The sequence below is a fragment of the Haladaptatus sp. CMAA 1909 genome, from assembly GCF_043952005.1.
Classification (GTDB): domain Archaea; phylum Halobacteriota; class Halobacteria; order Halobacteriales; family Haladaptataceae; genus Haladaptatus.
Genome location: NZ_JBIOAV010000002.1, coordinates 189,480 through 204,051, shown reverse-complemented (window position 1 = coordinate 204,051; position 14,572 = coordinate 189,480). Strand labels below are relative to the sequence as shown.

Annotated in this window: 16 protein-coding genes and 1 tRNA gene; 8 read left to right on the top strand and 9 right to left on the bottom strand. The window is 49.7% G+C overall.

Annotated elements, in window-relative coordinates:
* Positions 1-11 precede the first annotated feature (11 nt).
* Entirely contained in the window at positions 12-1,205 is a 1,194-nt protein-coding gene (locus ACGYLY_RS19070) for an anion permease (protein ID WP_395284215.1), read from the bottom strand.
* Positions 1,206-1,669: 464 nt separating this feature from the next.
* On the opposite strand from ACGYLY_RS19070, the gene ACGYLY_RS19065 reads away from it, so the two are divergent.
* On the top strand, positions 1,670-2,386 hold the full coding sequence (locus ACGYLY_RS19065; protein ID WP_395284216.1) for a DUF502 domain-containing protein: 717 nt from the start codon (positions 1,670-1,672) through the stop codon (positions 2,384-2,386).
* 504 nt (positions 2,387-2,890) lie between these two features.
* On the opposite strand, the gene ACGYLY_RS19060 is transcribed toward ACGYLY_RS19065, so the two are convergent.
* Positions 2,891-3,928 (bottom strand): hypothetical protein, encoded by a 1,038-nt coding sequence (locus ACGYLY_RS19060; RefSeq protein ID WP_395284217.1) that lies wholly within the window; start codon positions 3,926-3,928, stop codon positions 2,891-2,893.
* A 269-nt stretch (positions 3,929-4,197) separates the two neighbouring features.
* Complete coding sequence (locus ACGYLY_RS19055; RefSeq protein WP_395284218.1) at positions 4,198-4,722, bottom strand: SWIM zinc finger family protein; 525 nt, start codon at positions 4,720-4,722, stop codon at positions 4,198-4,200.
* 183 nt (positions 4,723-4,905) lie between these two features.
* Between ACGYLY_RS19055 and ACGYLY_RS19050 the strand changes: the two genes are divergently transcribed.
* From ACGYLY_RS19050 to prf1, 3 genes are all read left to right on the top strand, one after another.
* Entirely contained in the window at positions 4,906-5,259 is a 354-nt protein-coding gene (locus ACGYLY_RS19050) for a hypothetical protein (protein WP_395284219.1), read from the top strand.
* On the top strand, positions 5,256-5,690 hold the full coding sequence (locus ACGYLY_RS19045; RefSeq protein ID WP_395284220.1) for a type II toxin-antitoxin system VapC family toxin: 435 nt from the start codon (positions 5,256-5,258) through the stop codon (positions 5,688-5,690). Before ACGYLY_RS19050 ends, ACGYLY_RS19045 begins: the two co-directional genes overlap by 4 nt.
* A gap of 181 nt (positions 5,691-5,871) precedes the next feature.
* Positions 5,872-6,948 carry a peptide chain release factor aRF-1 gene (gene prf1, locus ACGYLY_RS19040; RefSeq protein ID WP_395284221.1) on the top strand — a complete coding sequence of 359 codons (1,077 nt, stop codon included), beginning with the start codon at positions 5,872-5,874 and terminating at the stop codon, positions 6,946-6,948.
* Positions 6,949-8,387: 1,439 nt separating this feature from the next.
* Here prf1 and ACGYLY_RS19035 read toward each other — a convergent pair.
* Positions 8,388-9,203 (bottom strand): hypothetical protein, encoded by an 816-nt coding sequence (locus ACGYLY_RS19035; protein ID WP_395284222.1) that lies wholly within the window; start codon positions 9,201-9,203, stop codon positions 8,388-8,390.
* 149 nt (positions 9,204-9,352) lie between these two features.
* On the opposite strand from ACGYLY_RS19035, the gene ACGYLY_RS19030 reads away from it, so the two are divergent.
* Positions 9,353-9,426: transfer RNA gene (locus tag ACGYLY_RS19030), tRNA-Thr, on the top strand.
* 794 nt (positions 9,427-10,220) lie between these two features.
* On the opposite strand, the gene ACGYLY_RS19025 is transcribed toward ACGYLY_RS19030, so the two are convergent.
* Complete coding sequence (locus ACGYLY_RS19025) at positions 10,221-10,619, bottom strand: SWIM zinc finger family protein (RefSeq protein WP_395284223.1); 399 nt, start codon at positions 10,617-10,619, stop codon at positions 10,221-10,223.
* Positions 10,620-10,791: 172 nt separating this feature from the next.
* On the opposite strand from ACGYLY_RS19025, the gene ACGYLY_RS19020 reads away from it, so the two are divergent.
* Entirely contained in the window at positions 10,792-11,031 is a 240-nt protein-coding gene (locus ACGYLY_RS19020; RefSeq protein WP_395284224.1) for a hypothetical protein, read from the top strand.
* A 78-nt stretch (positions 11,032-11,109) separates the two neighbouring features.
* On the opposite strand, the gene ACGYLY_RS19015 is transcribed toward ACGYLY_RS19020, so the two are convergent.
* A complete protein-coding gene (locus ACGYLY_RS19015; RefSeq protein WP_069452276.1) occupies positions 11,110-11,277 on the bottom strand; it encodes a DUF1931 domain-containing protein in 168 nt (55 codons plus the stop codon).
* 275 nt (positions 11,278-11,552) lie between these two features.
* On the opposite strand from ACGYLY_RS19015, the gene ACGYLY_RS19010 reads away from it, so the two are divergent.
* Both ACGYLY_RS19010 and ACGYLY_RS19005 read left to right on the top strand, forming a co-directional pair.
* On the top strand, positions 11,553-12,422 hold the full coding sequence (locus tag ACGYLY_RS19010) for an RCC1 domain-containing protein (protein ID WP_395284225.1): 870 nt from the start codon (positions 11,553-11,555) through the stop codon (positions 12,420-12,422).
* A 184-nt stretch (positions 12,423-12,606) separates the two neighbouring features.
* Entirely contained in the window at positions 12,607-12,885 is a 279-nt protein-coding gene (locus ACGYLY_RS19005) for a hypothetical protein (RefSeq protein ID WP_395284226.1), read from the top strand.
* Positions 12,886-13,278: 393 nt separating this feature from the next.
* On the opposite strand, the gene ACGYLY_RS19000 is transcribed toward ACGYLY_RS19005, so the two are convergent.
* The 3 genes from ACGYLY_RS19000 to ACGYLY_RS18990 all read right to left on the bottom strand — a co-directional run bounded on the left by ACGYLY_RS19000 (position 13,279) and on the right by ACGYLY_RS18990 (position 14,506).
* On the bottom strand, positions 13,279-13,752 hold the full coding sequence (locus ACGYLY_RS19000) for a hypothetical protein (protein WP_395284227.1): 474 nt from the start codon (positions 13,750-13,752) through the stop codon (positions 13,279-13,281).
* Positions 13,749-14,225 (bottom strand): helix-turn-helix domain-containing protein, encoded by a 477-nt coding sequence (locus tag ACGYLY_RS18995; RefSeq protein ID WP_395284228.1) that lies wholly within the window; start codon positions 14,223-14,225, stop codon positions 13,749-13,751. Before ACGYLY_RS18995 ends, ACGYLY_RS19000 begins: the two co-directional genes overlap by 4 nt.
* A gap of 113 nt (positions 14,226-14,338) precedes the next feature.
* Entirely contained in the window at positions 14,339-14,506 is a 168-nt protein-coding gene (locus ACGYLY_RS18990) for a DUF1931 domain-containing protein (protein WP_395284229.1), read from the bottom strand.
* Positions 14,507-14,572: the final 66 nt, after the last annotated feature.

The window sequence follows — 14,572 nt, the reverse complement described above, 5'->3', positions numbered from 1 at the left end:
TATATTTCCATTCAAAGGACTACTTGAACCACCCACATAGTTCCATACCCAAGACCAATTGCAAGCACTAGTGAACCGAGCCACGCCAGCACAGTATAGAGCATTTTCTGCGTGCTCATACCTGCACCCCCAACCACAAATCCACTGCCCACAACGGCGCTGACAATGACCTCGTTAAACGACACTGGTATTCCGAATAAGACTGCTGTCTGAGCAATTGCAAACGAGGGAATCAACGCAGCAATCGACCGACGTGGACCCAGTGAGGAGTAATCCTGTGCGATTGCTTTAATCATTCGAGGAGCACCCATCCACGAGCCTGCTAACAATCCAATACCGCCGAATATCAGAAGTGCTAGTAGTGGCATCGTGATTGAGAGCGATGCACCGTTGAATGCTGCAAGTAAGGGACCAACAGCCAGTCCAACTTGGCTTCCTCCCGCCGAGAACGCAACAAGCCCGCCGAGTGCTAAGAGAAAATGTTGCTGGGCTTCTTCGACGTCAGAATTGAGATCCCACCGAAGAAGACCTGCGAGAAAGAGAACAAATAGAACGGATACAACAACAGTTCCGATAGCCGGTGTCACTGGAATTCGCATTGCAATAGTAGCGGCAATCGACGTGCCACCGGGAGCCGATCCGAGAAGGGTGAAAGGAATATTTGCTAGAACTAGACCGACAATGCCACCGAGGACGGGAATGCTAGAGCGCTCCGGGATATTCTCATGTCGCAATAGTCGAGCTGTGAGGTATGCGATGCCTCCACCGACAAACGGAATAAGAACCCATAACGTTGCAATCTCGATATACGCAGACCAGACAGGGGTTCCACCAAGAGCTAATCCAACGCCAATAACAGCACCAGTGACCGTGAATGCTGTTGCAATCGGATAGCCTGTAAAAATACCAATCACCACGAGGCCTGCTGCGAGTAAGAGAAGAACTGTTGCCGCGGGTGCAGTGAGCGAAACACCACCGACGAGGCCAGTCCCAACCGCATCTGCGACATTTGCGCCTTGAAGCACGGCACCAGCGATTCCTAAGATACCGACAATAAATCCAGCTCGCATCACCGAAATAGCACGAGCTCCGACTGCAGGAGCAAATGGAGTTGATCCCGAGGAGCCTGCGCCGATCGTCCACGCCATAACAAAGCTTGCACCACTTGCAACAATGAGAAGTAGTAATTGTCCGGGATCAGCCATGCCTAAGTTATCCGTCCAACGATGAAGAGTATTTGGCTTGCGCCCAAAGGCAAAATGAGATATTGGTCTGTATATTGCATATCTGTTGGATACTATAAAGTTGCAATTGGGGGAGACCGACGTAGAGGAAATGGAAATTGGTGTAGGGCTGGTAGATTTCTTTCCATGGCAACTCTATGAAGTGACTCACGCTCGATCTAACAACCATGTCCTTGAGGTTCACTTGCAGCCAGTAGAAGCATGACTAGCGCTTATTATCAAGCTCCTGGCGTACCGTTGAACTGAATTGCTCCCAGTCGTGCGAGTCGTCAGCTCCCAGCTGAGTCTTAATCAGCAAGATGCGAATTAATGTGAGATTTCAATGTGAAAAGTCCATCAAATTGTTTCAATTCATTTGAATATAATATAACTGCCGTGCGTTTTCAGCCAGTATTCTCATAAGAATGCGAAACTAAATTTGTGAAATGCCTACGCAGAACTCAAAGAAAAGTCCCCTCATAGAAAGCGAAAATTCACCACTCTATATAACATTCCGTGAAACGATTTTAACTGGTGTTGCAGTTATCATTCCGTTACTTGTTACTCTCTACATCCTTGTTGTTCTTCTCCAGTTCGTGGCCCGTATACTTAATCCACTTCTTGGCGTTTTCCCGTATAATTCACTTCTACTTCTCGGATTGTTTGTAGCAGCCATCGTTTTTGCGCTTATCATTCTTATTGGATCTATTGCCCGTTCTCAGAATGGTGAGCGGATGATTGACTATTTCGATGGAATGATTGGTCGAATCCCAGGGCTCGGAACGATCTATGTAAGCTTTCGGCGAATGAGTGACGTAATGGTTGACGATGAGGCAGACAATTTCAGGGATGTTAAATTAGTTGAATATCCAACTAGTGGCTCATACACGATCGCGTTCAAAACTGCACAAGCACCTGATTCCGTATTAGAATCGGCTCAGCAACAGGAAATGAATACTCTCTTTTTACCAATGGCTCCAAATCCAGTGATGGGTGGGTTTGTTATCTATGTCGCACCAGACCGAGTACACGATATTGATATGAGCTTGGAAGAAGCGTTTCGAACGATCGTGACGAGCGGTGTTGCGAGTGAAGAGACAAAATCAACTGGGCTCACCCCTGAAGAGCTTCAACAACTGAACAATAACAATCCGGTTAAATAACATGAACAATATTGCAAAAAGAAGTGACTTCAACGAGGTAACAATAGTAGATAGAGCGGATCTGTATCACCAAGTGTCTTTATTGTACTCTGATGCTTCTCTAATAGTAGACCGCAACAATGTCCAAATTTGACTCAAAATCGGTGAATCGGATGAATATTGTCTCGACAGTAATCGATGCAGCAATCGCATTCGATCGTGGACGCCGAAAGAGTGGCTTGTTACTTCTCGGTGCAGCAGCTCTCTCTTCAAAAATACCTGGTATTGGAACCCCTGTTTCGGTGTTTCTCCGGGTAGTTCGGTGGATTCGCTAATCATTCGGTTCGAATACATCCCTCTCCATTCTGTGGGCCACTGAAAGAGGAGATAAGGGTCAACTTGCTGTGTCCTCACTTACGGTATACATTAATTGACGCCACCGAGGATCATTACGACCGAAATTTATATTAAGGAGACGTGATACCGTGTCATCTACGCGTTTTGGAATATCTTCGAATACGAGAGTTAATTCTCTACCTCTAAATCGAGGTCGTCACCACGGTCCGATTCATGGAGAATAAACGGACCGATTGCACTCGTTCGCTTCGCAATCGTTGCAATTCGCAAGACAATAGAGGTAAGTACAAAAAATGGGACGATAGTGATCGCCGAAGACGCGCTAACGACCCAGATGATATTCGCGACGCCGAAGGTCACACCAGGAAACGAGGTCGGAGCCAGAAAAAGGAGTGTCGCAATAGCAACGGCTAATGCAGGAAATGCAGTAAGCAAGATCGACCGAATAAGACGCACGAGTTCCCATTGGAAGTAGAGCGATTTGAAATGCTCTCGCAGCGGGCCGAAAATCATGAGCACGTCAATTAACTCATCGAATGCATGTTGCTCCTCATCATTAAGACTATCTTCGTACTCAGATTTCAGCCACAGGGCACCATACAGCTTCCAGGAATGGTTATAGTTCATGGCGGTACGGAGCAGATTGAACTCGCCAAATTCAGCATCCGCTAATTGATCTTCGACCTCGTTAGCGTTCTCGACGAGGGCGGTAACAAATTCATTGACCTGTTCACAAAGCTCGTTATTACTGTTGTCTGTAAGAGTTTCTTCGAGGGTTTCGGCACGTTCTTTGCTCTTCTGAACAAGATTGCGGAGAAAGGTTTCGGGATCCGGTGGTCCAATTGTACCGAAAATACTGTCAACATCACGGCGGAACTCAACAGCATCCTCCATTCGTTTACGCTTTGTTTTTAGCGATCCGAGTTCTTGTGAAAGAACTAATTGGCCGATTGTGACGACGAGCGTCACACCAGTAACGAGCGAAGCGATAAACGCCTGAAAGGCGATCCCAACTTGATTTGTGCTGCTCATGACCGAACGGAACGATGAGGGACCGATCGTCCCAAAAACGACGAGAATAATGAACAGACCAATAGTCAGCATGCTCGTAATCAGCCATCGATCTCCATCGAGTAGAAACCAGAATCTGACTCGGGACTCGTCCATTCGTCCCACCATAGACTCATCCTCTTCTTCCCCATTCATGGCCGCTAATAGGTTGCGGGCAGTGAAAAGGACATCTGCTAAACAACTCGGTTAGTAGACGAGTGATGGTTTTACAATTGTTATCATTGAGTTGCATACTCAAACAATGTCGTTACTAACTTGCTATCCGCATTTGCATGTGTCGAGGGGAGCTGCAACCTCGTCAACGTGAGGGTCTGCACAACTAGCAAAAACCGTCGTCTCTCACGTTGTACCTGAAGCCAGGGATCGAATTCTTCGCACGTAAGTCAGCACTGGGTCAAGTGGAATTAACTGTATCTCGAAAATATTGTCAGTTGTTGCATCCGCTCTTTCGCGAGCATTCGCCGGGCACCATCGGAAAGCGTTGTTTGGCGTGACATAAATGGAAAAATGGATAGGTTAGCAGCAGTCAGTGAGAGCGCCTTTCCGCGTGACTTCCGCACACAGTCCTCACACTGCCAGTAGGTGTGATCAACGTTGCCGTACTTGTCGTAGCCCGTGTACGGGCCACTAATACGGTCGTCCTCGGCCGGGAATGTGTCGAGCGTACGGTCGTCGGTCGCGTTTTCGACGGCGGCCATGTGTTTACAGAAGGCATTGCGGTGGCCGTGATGCGGGCAGGTGCAGGCCATCAGTTCGTGCGTCACGTCGTCGATGGAGACGGTATACTGGTGGTCTGCGGGCTTGTCGTGGCTCTCGTTGGTGACTTCGACCATTCCGAGGGCATCGACGTCGAAGGAGAAGTGTTCGGCCTGTGCGCGGTTCTGTGCCGTCTCGTCAGCTTCAAGTTCACTAGGCGATTTCGTTGACATGGTCTTCTGGCTTGGATTTCGGAAGACCGGTGCCGGGTGTTCCACCACCCGGCACGTTTCTACACACGCCCGAGAGCACCCTTCTTCCTACCATATTGTATTCGCCACATGGCCATAAAGATTGGCATTCACCACATGGCATACACCAACAGGGATATACTTCGGTAGTGTGTACTGTGGAGTATGTCCAAAGACCGCGGTGATTCTGGGCAGTACGTCGAGACAGTAACGCTCGCCGACGTACTCGCTATCTTCGAGGAAGTAGAGGGACCAGTAGTGACCTCTGGTGATGTCGCTGATGCGCTTGAGTGTTCACGAGAGACTGCTCGGCGAAAACTTGGGCAACTCAAGGACCAGGGCCACGTGAAGAGTCGTCAGACTGCTGGACGAGTCGTCTGGTGGCTTGTCGATGAGGATTCAGTGCATGAGGTCGATCCGAGTGATCCGATCTTTTCACGGACGACCTACAGCTCTGGAGAGTCCACTGATGCCTCCGAGCACGTAGATGATATCCTCTATGGGAATCGGTCGAAATGAGTCGTCCACTGCCGCTGTTCGTCGATACTGGTGGATTGTACGCTGCCTTCGACGAGGAGGATGTGAATCACGACGCAGCAAATGTGGTCTTCGATGGGATGGAAGCAGGCGAGTATGGACCGGTGTTCACCAGTCGGTATGTGCTTTCAGAGTTTACGACACTCATGCTGTACCAGATTGGACACACAGCAGCTGTTGAGGCGCTTTCGACGGTTCGACAGTCCCAGACGTTCAATATCCTACCAGTGGGTAAGCAGACGTTCGACGAAGCGTGTGAAGAGTTCGAGCGTTTCGACGACCAGCAGATTTCATTCGTGGATCAGACGAGTGCAGTGCTTGCTCGAGAGCACGAGATAGAGCATCTATTCGCCTTCGACAGTGACTTTTCGACGATGGGATTCGAGCAGGTTCCAGTCAATACAGAAGCATAATTCTCCAGAATTCTTTTAGCTGAGCGGTTCCTGTGTTATGATATGCACCGCTCACATTCGTGCATCAATACGGTCGTGCAGTCGATGAGCGGTATCTCTCTGTTTTCATAGCTGGTGGCAGGGGTCGTTAGGTCGGCCTCACGGCATCGCCAATCGACTACTCACAAGCTACCAGTATACAATGTCACAAACATACGACCTTCGCGACCAGATCGAGCACCTCGAATCACTCACAGGAGACGGTACTGAACTCGTCACCGTTACTGTTCCCAACAGTAAGTCGTTGGGATCGATTCGAGAACGAATTGCCCAGGAATACGCCAGTGCCGAGAATATCAAATCCGATCAGACACGGGACCACGTTCAACAAGCACTCAAGCGTGTCCAGCGGATCCTCCGTCGATACGAAAAGACACCAGAGACGGGACTCGTGGTCTATGCTGGTATCGTTGAGGGTGAGTTGATCTCGACTGCTTTCGACGACTTACCCGCTCCAGTTACGGAGTCAACGTACCGATGCGACGATCACTTCGATCTTACTCCCTTGGTTGAAGCGGTTACGCCGAACGAAACCTTTGGACTCATCGTCATCGAACGCGGTGGCGCTGCTGTTGGACGACTCGTTGGAGAGCGCATCATCCCGATTCGGACGTTCGAAAGCCAAGTGATGGGGAAATCCAGAGCCGGTGGGCAATCTGCCCAGCGGTTCGAGCGCGACCGCGAACGGCAAGTCCACGAGTTCTTTCAGCAGGTCGGTAATATCGCCACCGGTGCATTCACTGGTGACGAAGGAACGGTTACCGGGCTCGTCGTTGGAGGAACGCTCGCGACTGCAAAGCAGTTCGTCTCGGACGGCTATCTTGACCATCGGTTGCGCAATCGACTGCTCGGAACGTACTCGGTTGAGTATGCGACCGTGCAAGGGTTGGACCAGCTTGTTGAAAAAGCAGGCGAGCAACTGCTTGATGCCGAACAGCGAGAAGGACGTAAGATGCTCGATGAATTTTACTCGCGGCTTCGAGATGGTGTTCTGGTTGCATATGGTGCCGAAGAGGTAGAGCGAGCGACCGAGTTTGGGGCGGTTGAGTCCGTACTCATCGCATCGACAGTACCGCGAGACCAACGAGAAGAGTTGGAAACAGCTGTCGAACAGCAGGGTGGCAACGGATATGTGATAAACAGTGATACCGAACGTGGATCGCAATTCGTGACTGCCTTTAGTGGCGTTGGGGCACTACTTCGGTTTCCGGTGAAGTAAGATCGCTCTTGGTTTCTAATTGTACGACGTTACTCGGGTAGTCACTAACACTGACGGAAATGCACAGCTGTCGAAGTAAGTAGACACAGCTGACGACGATATTTTGGCGCCGATACGTGAGTCGCAGTTTCTCGCGGTAACAACCCGGTGGCTAACGGATCTACTTAAGATAACGTTTGCTTGTCTGATTGTCTTCTTTTTTAAGAATAGCACAAAGCATTTACCGAACCCCCCAAAGGACCAGGTGTGGCGCGGTTGCCTCTGACACCCTGAATGGGTCTCGCGTGGGTCTGGCGCCATCACTCCCGATCCACACGTCCTCTCCCTCGCCACCCCCTCCTTCCTGCTCGAACGCGTGCCATAGTGTGCCCGAGCAGGGATATTCAAGTGATCCAGTCATGTCTCTGTCACCCAGTTCAGCGCCTAAAATTGACACTGAGCAAGCCGACAACATCCACATTCTTGGTATCGAAATCAGTGATGGTGAGTGAGAATTACGGCTGATCCTTGAGAGTGAGAGAGACGAATCACTATTGGTTGATCATCCAGATGTTGAACCGGTGATCTCTGGCAGTTCTGGTCTACTCGTTATCGATGGTGGGGAGAGGCTGAAGCATACCATACCAAAGGCGGTATACAATGCCACCAGCGAGCATTCCGATTGAGAAACTATACTTGACGGACTCATTTTCTGGCAGGATGAATTGCTGAATAGCTGACCACCCCATCGTCGCGATTCCCCGTCGTCGAGTAGAACTCTTGAGTGAATACCAATCACGATCGTACGCCCACTGATACGGGATCATACTAACAATGCCAGCAATCATCCAGCGACGAGAGAGGGGTTCAGACTCATCAGAGCGTCTCCGAAACAGCAAGATTGCCAGTAGGCTAGCGATACTTCCGATAAACTCCATACGGGCTCGAGTTTGCTCTGTAACCATACTGTAGTCTCTATGAGAGTGCACAACGTCAAATAGTTATTATAACGAGTTCGACTGTTTCAGTGATTATCGAGATGGCAGCCTCGTGATCAGGTGCTGTTCGCTACTAAATGAGAGCCATATCGAAGGGCAACTAGGGAAAGAAGCGAGAGCCATTCCTCGGTGCGATAACCGAGTGGGTGTTGAGTGATTCTTGAAAAGATAGAGATACGCTAATTTCGATCCACTCGTAATGTTTATTCAGAACACTATCCAATGTATTTGTATGACCGCAAACTCCGATCGCTTATCTCCCTCCTCTCGAGAACTCTTATTTGACAGGCAGCGTCTGGCGTTTTCTGTTCTCATTGGAATCATTGCTGTACTCGTCAATCTCCTCATCAACAATATTCACACAGTCAGTGATGCTCTCACGCCATTCCTTGGCGCCACAATCGCATTGTATCTCATTCAGACCCCGATTCGCCGTGTCCTCTTTCGGTAGGAATCTTTGTTCTAATTTTCGTCTACATACTTCTGAAGTGAGTGGACTACTGATTCAGAATCTGGAATCAGTGCGAGTCGACATCGAAATGGCAGTGGCCATGGGAATCCTCGATGAATCGTGAGAACATCCCCATTGCATTCGACCGAGCGTAGCTGGTGGCGTGGAATAAACCGGTTGTTAAATGTTCCACTCCGTTTTACGAGGAGGCCGCTCTCAACCAACGTGTAGTGCTTTGTTTTTCCTATGACAATTGCATTGCCAAGGAGAACACCTCCAATCGAGGGGAACAAACCTTGGAGTGATTCTATCGAGATGTGGAGTATGAATCCGCCCACAAGGAAGATGAGACCACCCACGATCGATAGTAGTCGAACGAAACGGAGATACGAGGAATCAGGTCGTCCAAACCACTCTGTGAGAACTTCTTCATGACGGCGGAGGATCACAGTATAGTAGTTCATCGTTGTGATAGAGAGGAAAAATCCGGCAATTGTGAGAAGGAGAGCTCCAGCGATCCAATTCTGTAGCACAGTTAAATCTGGGTTCGTGCTAACTACGGTAACAACATCACTGATCAGATACACAAAGAATGGTCCGATCAAGAGTATGAGATAGAGACGAGTGCGAACAAGCAATTCAGCGAGATCGTCTCGAACAACTGCAAGAAAAACACCACACAAGAAGCCGAAGCATACTGTAATGAGTGAAATGCGTGAGAAGTAGTGAGTGCTCGTAAGGAGTGTAACGACCACTGTTGCAAGAATGCTAGTATAAATTCCACACGCAAGATCAAAGAGAGTCCGCTCTACCGCACGCTGGAACATTTTTTGATAGTCATTTGTATTTGATCAAAGTTCTTGTGCGTCAACTAGTTACATGATCCACCAGTTAGAAGGAGGACATGGGATCAATTACAATGGCAAGGGGCAAAGAAAAGGGAAAGCCTTTATTGAGAGATTTGTGATATTGAGGCGCCTTGGTAGCTCAGGCTGGCAGAGCAACTCCTTTGTAAGGAGTCGGTCGAGAGTTCAAATCTCTCCCGAGGCTTTTCAACGAGTTTTGGTTGGCTATAGTAGGTGAGAAGTTTCATCGTGGGTGTCTGAAGTTAGTATTGACTACTAACCAAACTCCATCTAAATTCCGATGCAAACACGATAGAAATGACTCGAACAAAAACGATAGTTCGCAATAATCTTGCTCGTGTCTAATTCTCTATCGCGGAGACTATCCACTGCTCTCCTCGCAAATCATCCACCAGTTCGGCGAAGTGAACCGTTTGCAGTACTGTGAAGTGTCGAACATATCCGTCCATAGGTTAACATTGTGCTGTGATTTGCGTCGCCGAATTCGTAGTACTACCAGGAATTTTTGGTGCAACCTTATTACTCCACAGTTGCTCTGAGTAGAATCGGCAAGAAACAGTTCTGCGGCGTGATCGTTACTACACACAAATTATTTCAGGAGAGAATGTTTATCCGAAAATACTGATGGTAAGCCGTGAAAATTGGATAACGATTGCCTTTATCGTCGTAGCCCTCCCCGCAGCATACGCAGTCGAATTCTTACTGAAATCAAACGGCATCGCTCAAGATACGGCCTTCATGATCTCGTTTTTCGTACTGCTTGTTGTTGGCATTGGTCTCCCAAGATTTGTAACGCGTAGTGGATGACCTTAGTCACGCACTAACTGTACTTGACTATCTCAAGTAGTACTGTCTTCGTCGTCTGAATTACGTCGTATCTGTTAGCCGTGCATCCGCACTTTCTGTGAGCGTTCGCTGGTCGGTGATCTCTGAGACCATCATTTAGTGAGACATGAATAAAAAATGCTGAAGCGGTGGTTAGTTCGGCAGTTCTTTGCGACCCGTACGAACGCACGGCCAGCACGGGAAGTCACCGAGACCGTCGCAGTCGCACTCTGCCGATTCAGTGTCGTCTTCGTCCGTCTCCTCGTCCGATGGGAACGCCGTGAGCGTCCCGTTATCAGTCGCATTCTCGACGGCAGTCATGTGCTTGCAGAACGCGCTCCGGTGGGCGTGATGCGGGCAGGTACACGCCATTGCGTCGCCCGTCACGTCGTCCAGCGCCACGACGTATTGGTGGTCATCGAGGTTCTCATGACTCTCGTTGGTCACTTCGACCTGTTCGAGAGCTTCAACGTCGTAGGAGAACTGTTCCCACTGCGCGCGTTTCTGTGCCGTCTCGTCAGCTTCAAGTTCACTAGGCGATTTCGTTGACATGGTCTTTCAGTCCAATTCGGAAGACCGGTGCCGGGTGCTGGTACGCCCGGCGCGTTTCTACACGCCCGAGGGCACCGTTCTTCCTACTTATTCCTTGTAAGGCATAGGTAATAAAACCACCGTATTCCCTATAAGGAATAAGATTATATCATGCGGAAATGAAAGAGTAGGTATGACAAAGAACGATGAGAGGGCGCGTAATGAGAACGGGGAATATGTCCAAGAACACACTGAAGTGGCCGTCTTAGAGGTCATGCAGCCACTCGAACCCTACATGACGAGTGAGATTGCGGACGAGCTTGGATGGTCGCGACGATCGGCCTATAATGTTCTCACTCGACTTCATGAGAGTGACGAGATCCGAAAGAAGAAGCCCGAAGCTCGTCGGGTGATCTGGACTCGACCGGAATAGCGGTCCGTCGTTAGGGAAATGAGTCTTGTGTAGCGCCGACCTAAAAATAGGTTGATGTTACAGTGAGGCGATGAGCAGCTACAAATCGCGCGCTTGGACGGTTTTGCGATCGTTTTCTTCGGCTCGTCGAGCAGCGTTGTCGAGGACTTCTGCGACTTCCTCATCGAGCGCGTCGTAGAAGTCACTCGCCACATTCTGTCCTTCGAGCTGTTCTTTTACTGCGGATTTGACAATCAAATCAGCCATACAAGCGCCCAGACGGTAGAATACTACAAAAGAGCAGTGGCAGAATAGTCAAGGAAGGACCAGTATGTTCTGTCATTGATAACGATATTCTTCGGATGATTCGTGAGTCCGAATTTCCGGCAGTGACTGCTCACTGGAGTGCAAATACGGTTGGGATAGAACAGCGGCCAGTGCCTCAGCGGCTTGAAGAGCTGTATGAGCGTGGTGAGTTGGAACGTGGGATGTAGAGGCAGAATAGACACATATGTATTGTGTGGTGAGCTTTCTATTGCAGTATGTCGAAGGACGCTTCAAGACCTAAAGATACCATTGCGGCAGGTCATCGTCATACTGTTGGGGTGAAATCCGATGGCGCCGTGGTCGCTGTGGGTGATAACAAATTTGGCCAATGTGACGTAAGCAGCTGGCGCGATATTGTGGCAGTCGCGGCTGGTAATGTCCATATGGCGACGAATACGGGGAACGCCCATACCGTCGGGCTTCGATCGGACGGCACGGTGACCGCTGTGGGTTGGAATAAGCATGATCAATGTAATGTAAGCGACTGGCGCGATATTGTGACGGTTGCGGCGGGTTGGCGTCGTACCATCGGGGTTCAATTGGACGGGACGGCGGTTGCTGTGGGTCGGAATAAAGAAGGCCAATGCAATGTGAGTGACTGGAGTAATATTGTGGCGGTAGCAGCGGGTGACTGGCATACCGTCGGGCTGAAATCAAACGGCAGGGTGACGGCTGTAGGAAATAGTCGATATGGTCAATGCGATGTGAGCGACTGGAGTAATATGGTTTCGGTGGCGGCGGGTTATCTTCATACCGTCGGGTCGAAATCGGATGGCACAGTGGTTGCTGTAGGTCAGAATATGGAAGGCCAATGCAATGTGAGTGGTTGGAGCGATATTGTGGCAATAGCGGTGGGTAGCGAGCATACCATCGGCCTCAAATCGGACAGTACTGTGGCAGCCGTGGGGTGGAATGAGCATGGCCAATGCGATGTAAGCGGTTGGAACGATATTGTGGCGGTTGCAGCAGGGTGTGCTCATACTCTTGGTCTCAAATCGGACGGGACGGTGGTTGCTGCGGGTGATAATGAACACGATCAATGTGATGTAGGCCGTTGGAGTGGCGTCCAATTGCCCGGCAATTAGTTAACGTCTGGTGATTCCGTAGAACGGTTGGCTCCGTATCGACGACTCATGCAGCTCTTTGGAGTGCTTGGAATCGTGTTTCCCATGCAATCGCTCTTTCAATGTTTTTTGGATCGGTTAACAGATTCAAGTAATTCATCTCTCTCCAGAAATGGATTTATCGGCAGGAAGCGATACACCATCTATGGTTACTACAGAACTGTTTTCAAGAGCTTTGTTCAGGCGATATCTTCACTCCAGAGGATGGTGGCTGGTAATCCTCGCAATTCCTGTTCTATTCGCTCTCTGGTTCGTTGTGACGATCTTTACAATGGGTATCGCCAGATTTGTTCCGCTCAATGTCTCTGGGTATTTGACGACGTATCTTGCTGGGGGGATCATCCTCGCTAGTTATGCAGCGGCGCTTCTCTCCCTGCCTGCCGTGTATTCTGACCGCCAATATGTCCAGAAGCACTCCGAGTAAAAGCCAACCATTCTCTATTATCTCATGGTCATTCCGCTACTCAATGTCCCAATTGCATGCCTCTATCTGTACTTTCGGCATCGGCATATCGGGATTCCGTGATAGTCTCAGTACGCGCTCTGACCGAGGACAAGAGTGAATGCGACGAACAGGATAATTTGCGGAGAAAGCGAGTGATGACGATATTCTTCGAGTGATTCGTGAGTCCGAGTTTCCGGCAGTGACCGCTCGGTGGGTTGCAGATACGGTGGAGATGGAACGGCGGCCAGTGCATCAGCGGCTTGAGGAGCTGCATGATCGAGGTGCGTTAGAACGTGGGAAATTGAGTCCACGGGTAGTTATTTGGTGGATTCCCAAAGAATGACCAAGAGGATGGAAAACAGATCTTGATTACTACAGCACCGTCAACGGATCACGCAAAATAACGTTCTCTGTTACCCCGTTCCGAGCAGCAATGTCTTGGACGATAGTACGAAGTTTTGTATCGGCGGTTACCAGGTGGACGGTATTGTCAGTAGCGAGACCACAGACGAGGGCTGGAATGTATTGATCGGCCTTGACGGTATGTTCCGGGAGCGTATCGTCTGCAATGCGTCGACGCGCTTCATCAATGATACCGCTGTACGTTTCGAAATCCGGTGTCCGAAGCACGAGGAACCCTTCGTCGACGAGGTCTTGGATTGCCCGTGCTGAGGCACGATGATTGACTGGTGCATCGTCATTCGCAAGGACATCGTCAACGAGTTCTTGCTTGACCGACCGCGGGAGGATGAGAGTAGACCCTTTTTCAACGGCGGTACGAACGCGATCCGGAAACGCTCGACCATGCATGATAACTGCGTTTGCATCCAGTACAACGACACTCATCGGTTGAACAACTCGAGTTCAGCCGCCAGCCGAAGGAAGTCAGCATGCTGCATGTCAAGCGTACCACTCGCCTCGCGGTACGTGAGTTCACCTGCTTCGACACGCCCCCAGATATCGAGGAGTTCGTCGATGATACTGTCACCATACGTCGCAAGCATGTAGTCGATTGTTTCAGACTCGGTCTCGACAGCTGTCGCAATGGCATCGAGTGACAGTTGAATGTCGAAATCAACTGCGCTGTAGGTTGCAGGCTTCATTTGCTCGCGATGCAGAAGGCCTGCCTGGTGCAATTCACGGCAATAGTCGTGTGCTGTCGTATGTGGAATTCCGAGGTCGTCTTTGAGGGCCGTTACGGTGAACTGCTCGTGGTCGGCCGCGTAGCTGAGGATGTCGAGTTTTCGGTCGTTTGCCAGTTGTTCAAACACGGTTTGGAGGCGTTTTCGTGATATGGGTGTATCGTCTGTGACGCTCATACGGGATTCACGAATATACGAAATATTCGTATATGCCTAAGCGTTTCGCATAGCCAACGCTCGGAGAGAAGATATTGATCATCCGGTCACCAAAAATAGGAGTCAGTGAGCAGCTACAAATCGCGCGCTTGGACGGTTTTGCGGTCGTTCTCTTCGGCTCGACGAGCAGCGTTGTCGAGGACTGAAGCAACTTCCTCATCGAGTGCATCGTAGAAGTCGCTAGCCACATTCTGTCCTTCGAGCTGTTCTTTCACTGCAGATTTGACAATCAAATCAGCCATACAAGCGTCCAGACGGTAGAATACTACAAAAAGACAGCGGTAAAATAGTCGAGATAGGACCAGTAA

Bases quoted from the DNA above. Each gene is read 5' to 3' on its own strand.
- ACGYLY_RS19070 (WP_395284215.1), bottom strand. From the start codon at position 1,205: ATGGCTGATCCCGGACAATTACTACTTCTCATTGTTGCAAGTGGTGCA.
- ACGYLY_RS19065 (WP_395284216.1), top strand. From the start codon at position 1,670: ATGCCTACGCAGAACTCAAAGAAAAGTCCCCTCATAGAAAGCGAAAAT.
- ACGYLY_RS19060 (WP_395284217.1), bottom strand. From the start codon at position 3,928: ATGAATGGGGAAGAAGAGGATGAGTCTATGGTGGGACGAATGGACGAG.
- ACGYLY_RS19055 (WP_395284218.1), bottom strand. From the start codon at position 4,722: ATGTCAACGAAATCGCCTAGTGAACTTGAAGCTGACGAGACGGCACAG.
- ACGYLY_RS19050 (WP_395284219.1), top strand. From the start codon at position 4,906: ATGTCCAAAGACCGCGGTGATTCTGGGCAGTACGTCGAGACAGTAACG.
- ACGYLY_RS19045 (WP_395284220.1), top strand. From the start codon at position 5,256: ATGAGTCGTCCACTGCCGCTGTTCGTCGATACTGGTGGATTGTACGCT.
- prf1 (WP_395284221.1), top strand. From the start codon at position 5,872: ATGTCACAAACATACGACCTTCGCGACCAGATCGAGCACCTCGAATCA.
- ACGYLY_RS19035 (WP_395284222.1), bottom strand. From the start codon at position 9,203: ATGTTCCAGCGTGCGGTAGAGCGGACTCTCTTTGATCTTGCGTGTGGA.
- ACGYLY_RS19025 (WP_395284223.1), bottom strand. From the start codon at position 10,619: ATGTCAACGAAATCGCCTAGTGAACTTGAAGCTGACGAGACGGCACAG.
- ACGYLY_RS19020 (WP_395284224.1), top strand. From the start codon at position 10,792: ATGACAAAGAACGATGAGAGGGCGCGTAATGAGAACGGGGAATATGTC.
- ACGYLY_RS19015 (WP_069452276.1), bottom strand. From the start codon at position 11,277: ATGGCTGATTTGATTGTCAAATCCGCAGTAAAAGAACAGCTCGAAGGA.
- ACGYLY_RS19010 (WP_395284225.1), top strand. From the start codon at position 11,553: ATGTCGAAGGACGCTTCAAGACCTAAAGATACCATTGCGGCAGGTCAT.
- ACGYLY_RS19005 (WP_395284226.1), top strand. From the start codon at position 12,607: ATGGTTACTACAGAACTGTTTTCAAGAGCTTTGTTCAGGCGATATCTT.
- ACGYLY_RS19000 (WP_395284227.1), bottom strand. From the start codon at position 13,752: ATGAGTGTCGTTGTACTGGATGCAAACGCAGTTATCATGCATGGTCGA.
- ACGYLY_RS18995 (WP_395284228.1), bottom strand. From the start codon at position 14,225: ATGAGCGTCACAGACGATACACCCATATCACGAAAACGCCTCCAAACC.
- ACGYLY_RS18990 (WP_395284229.1), bottom strand. From the start codon at position 14,506: ATGGCTGATTTGATTGTCAAATCTGCAGTGAAAGAACAGCTCGAAGGA.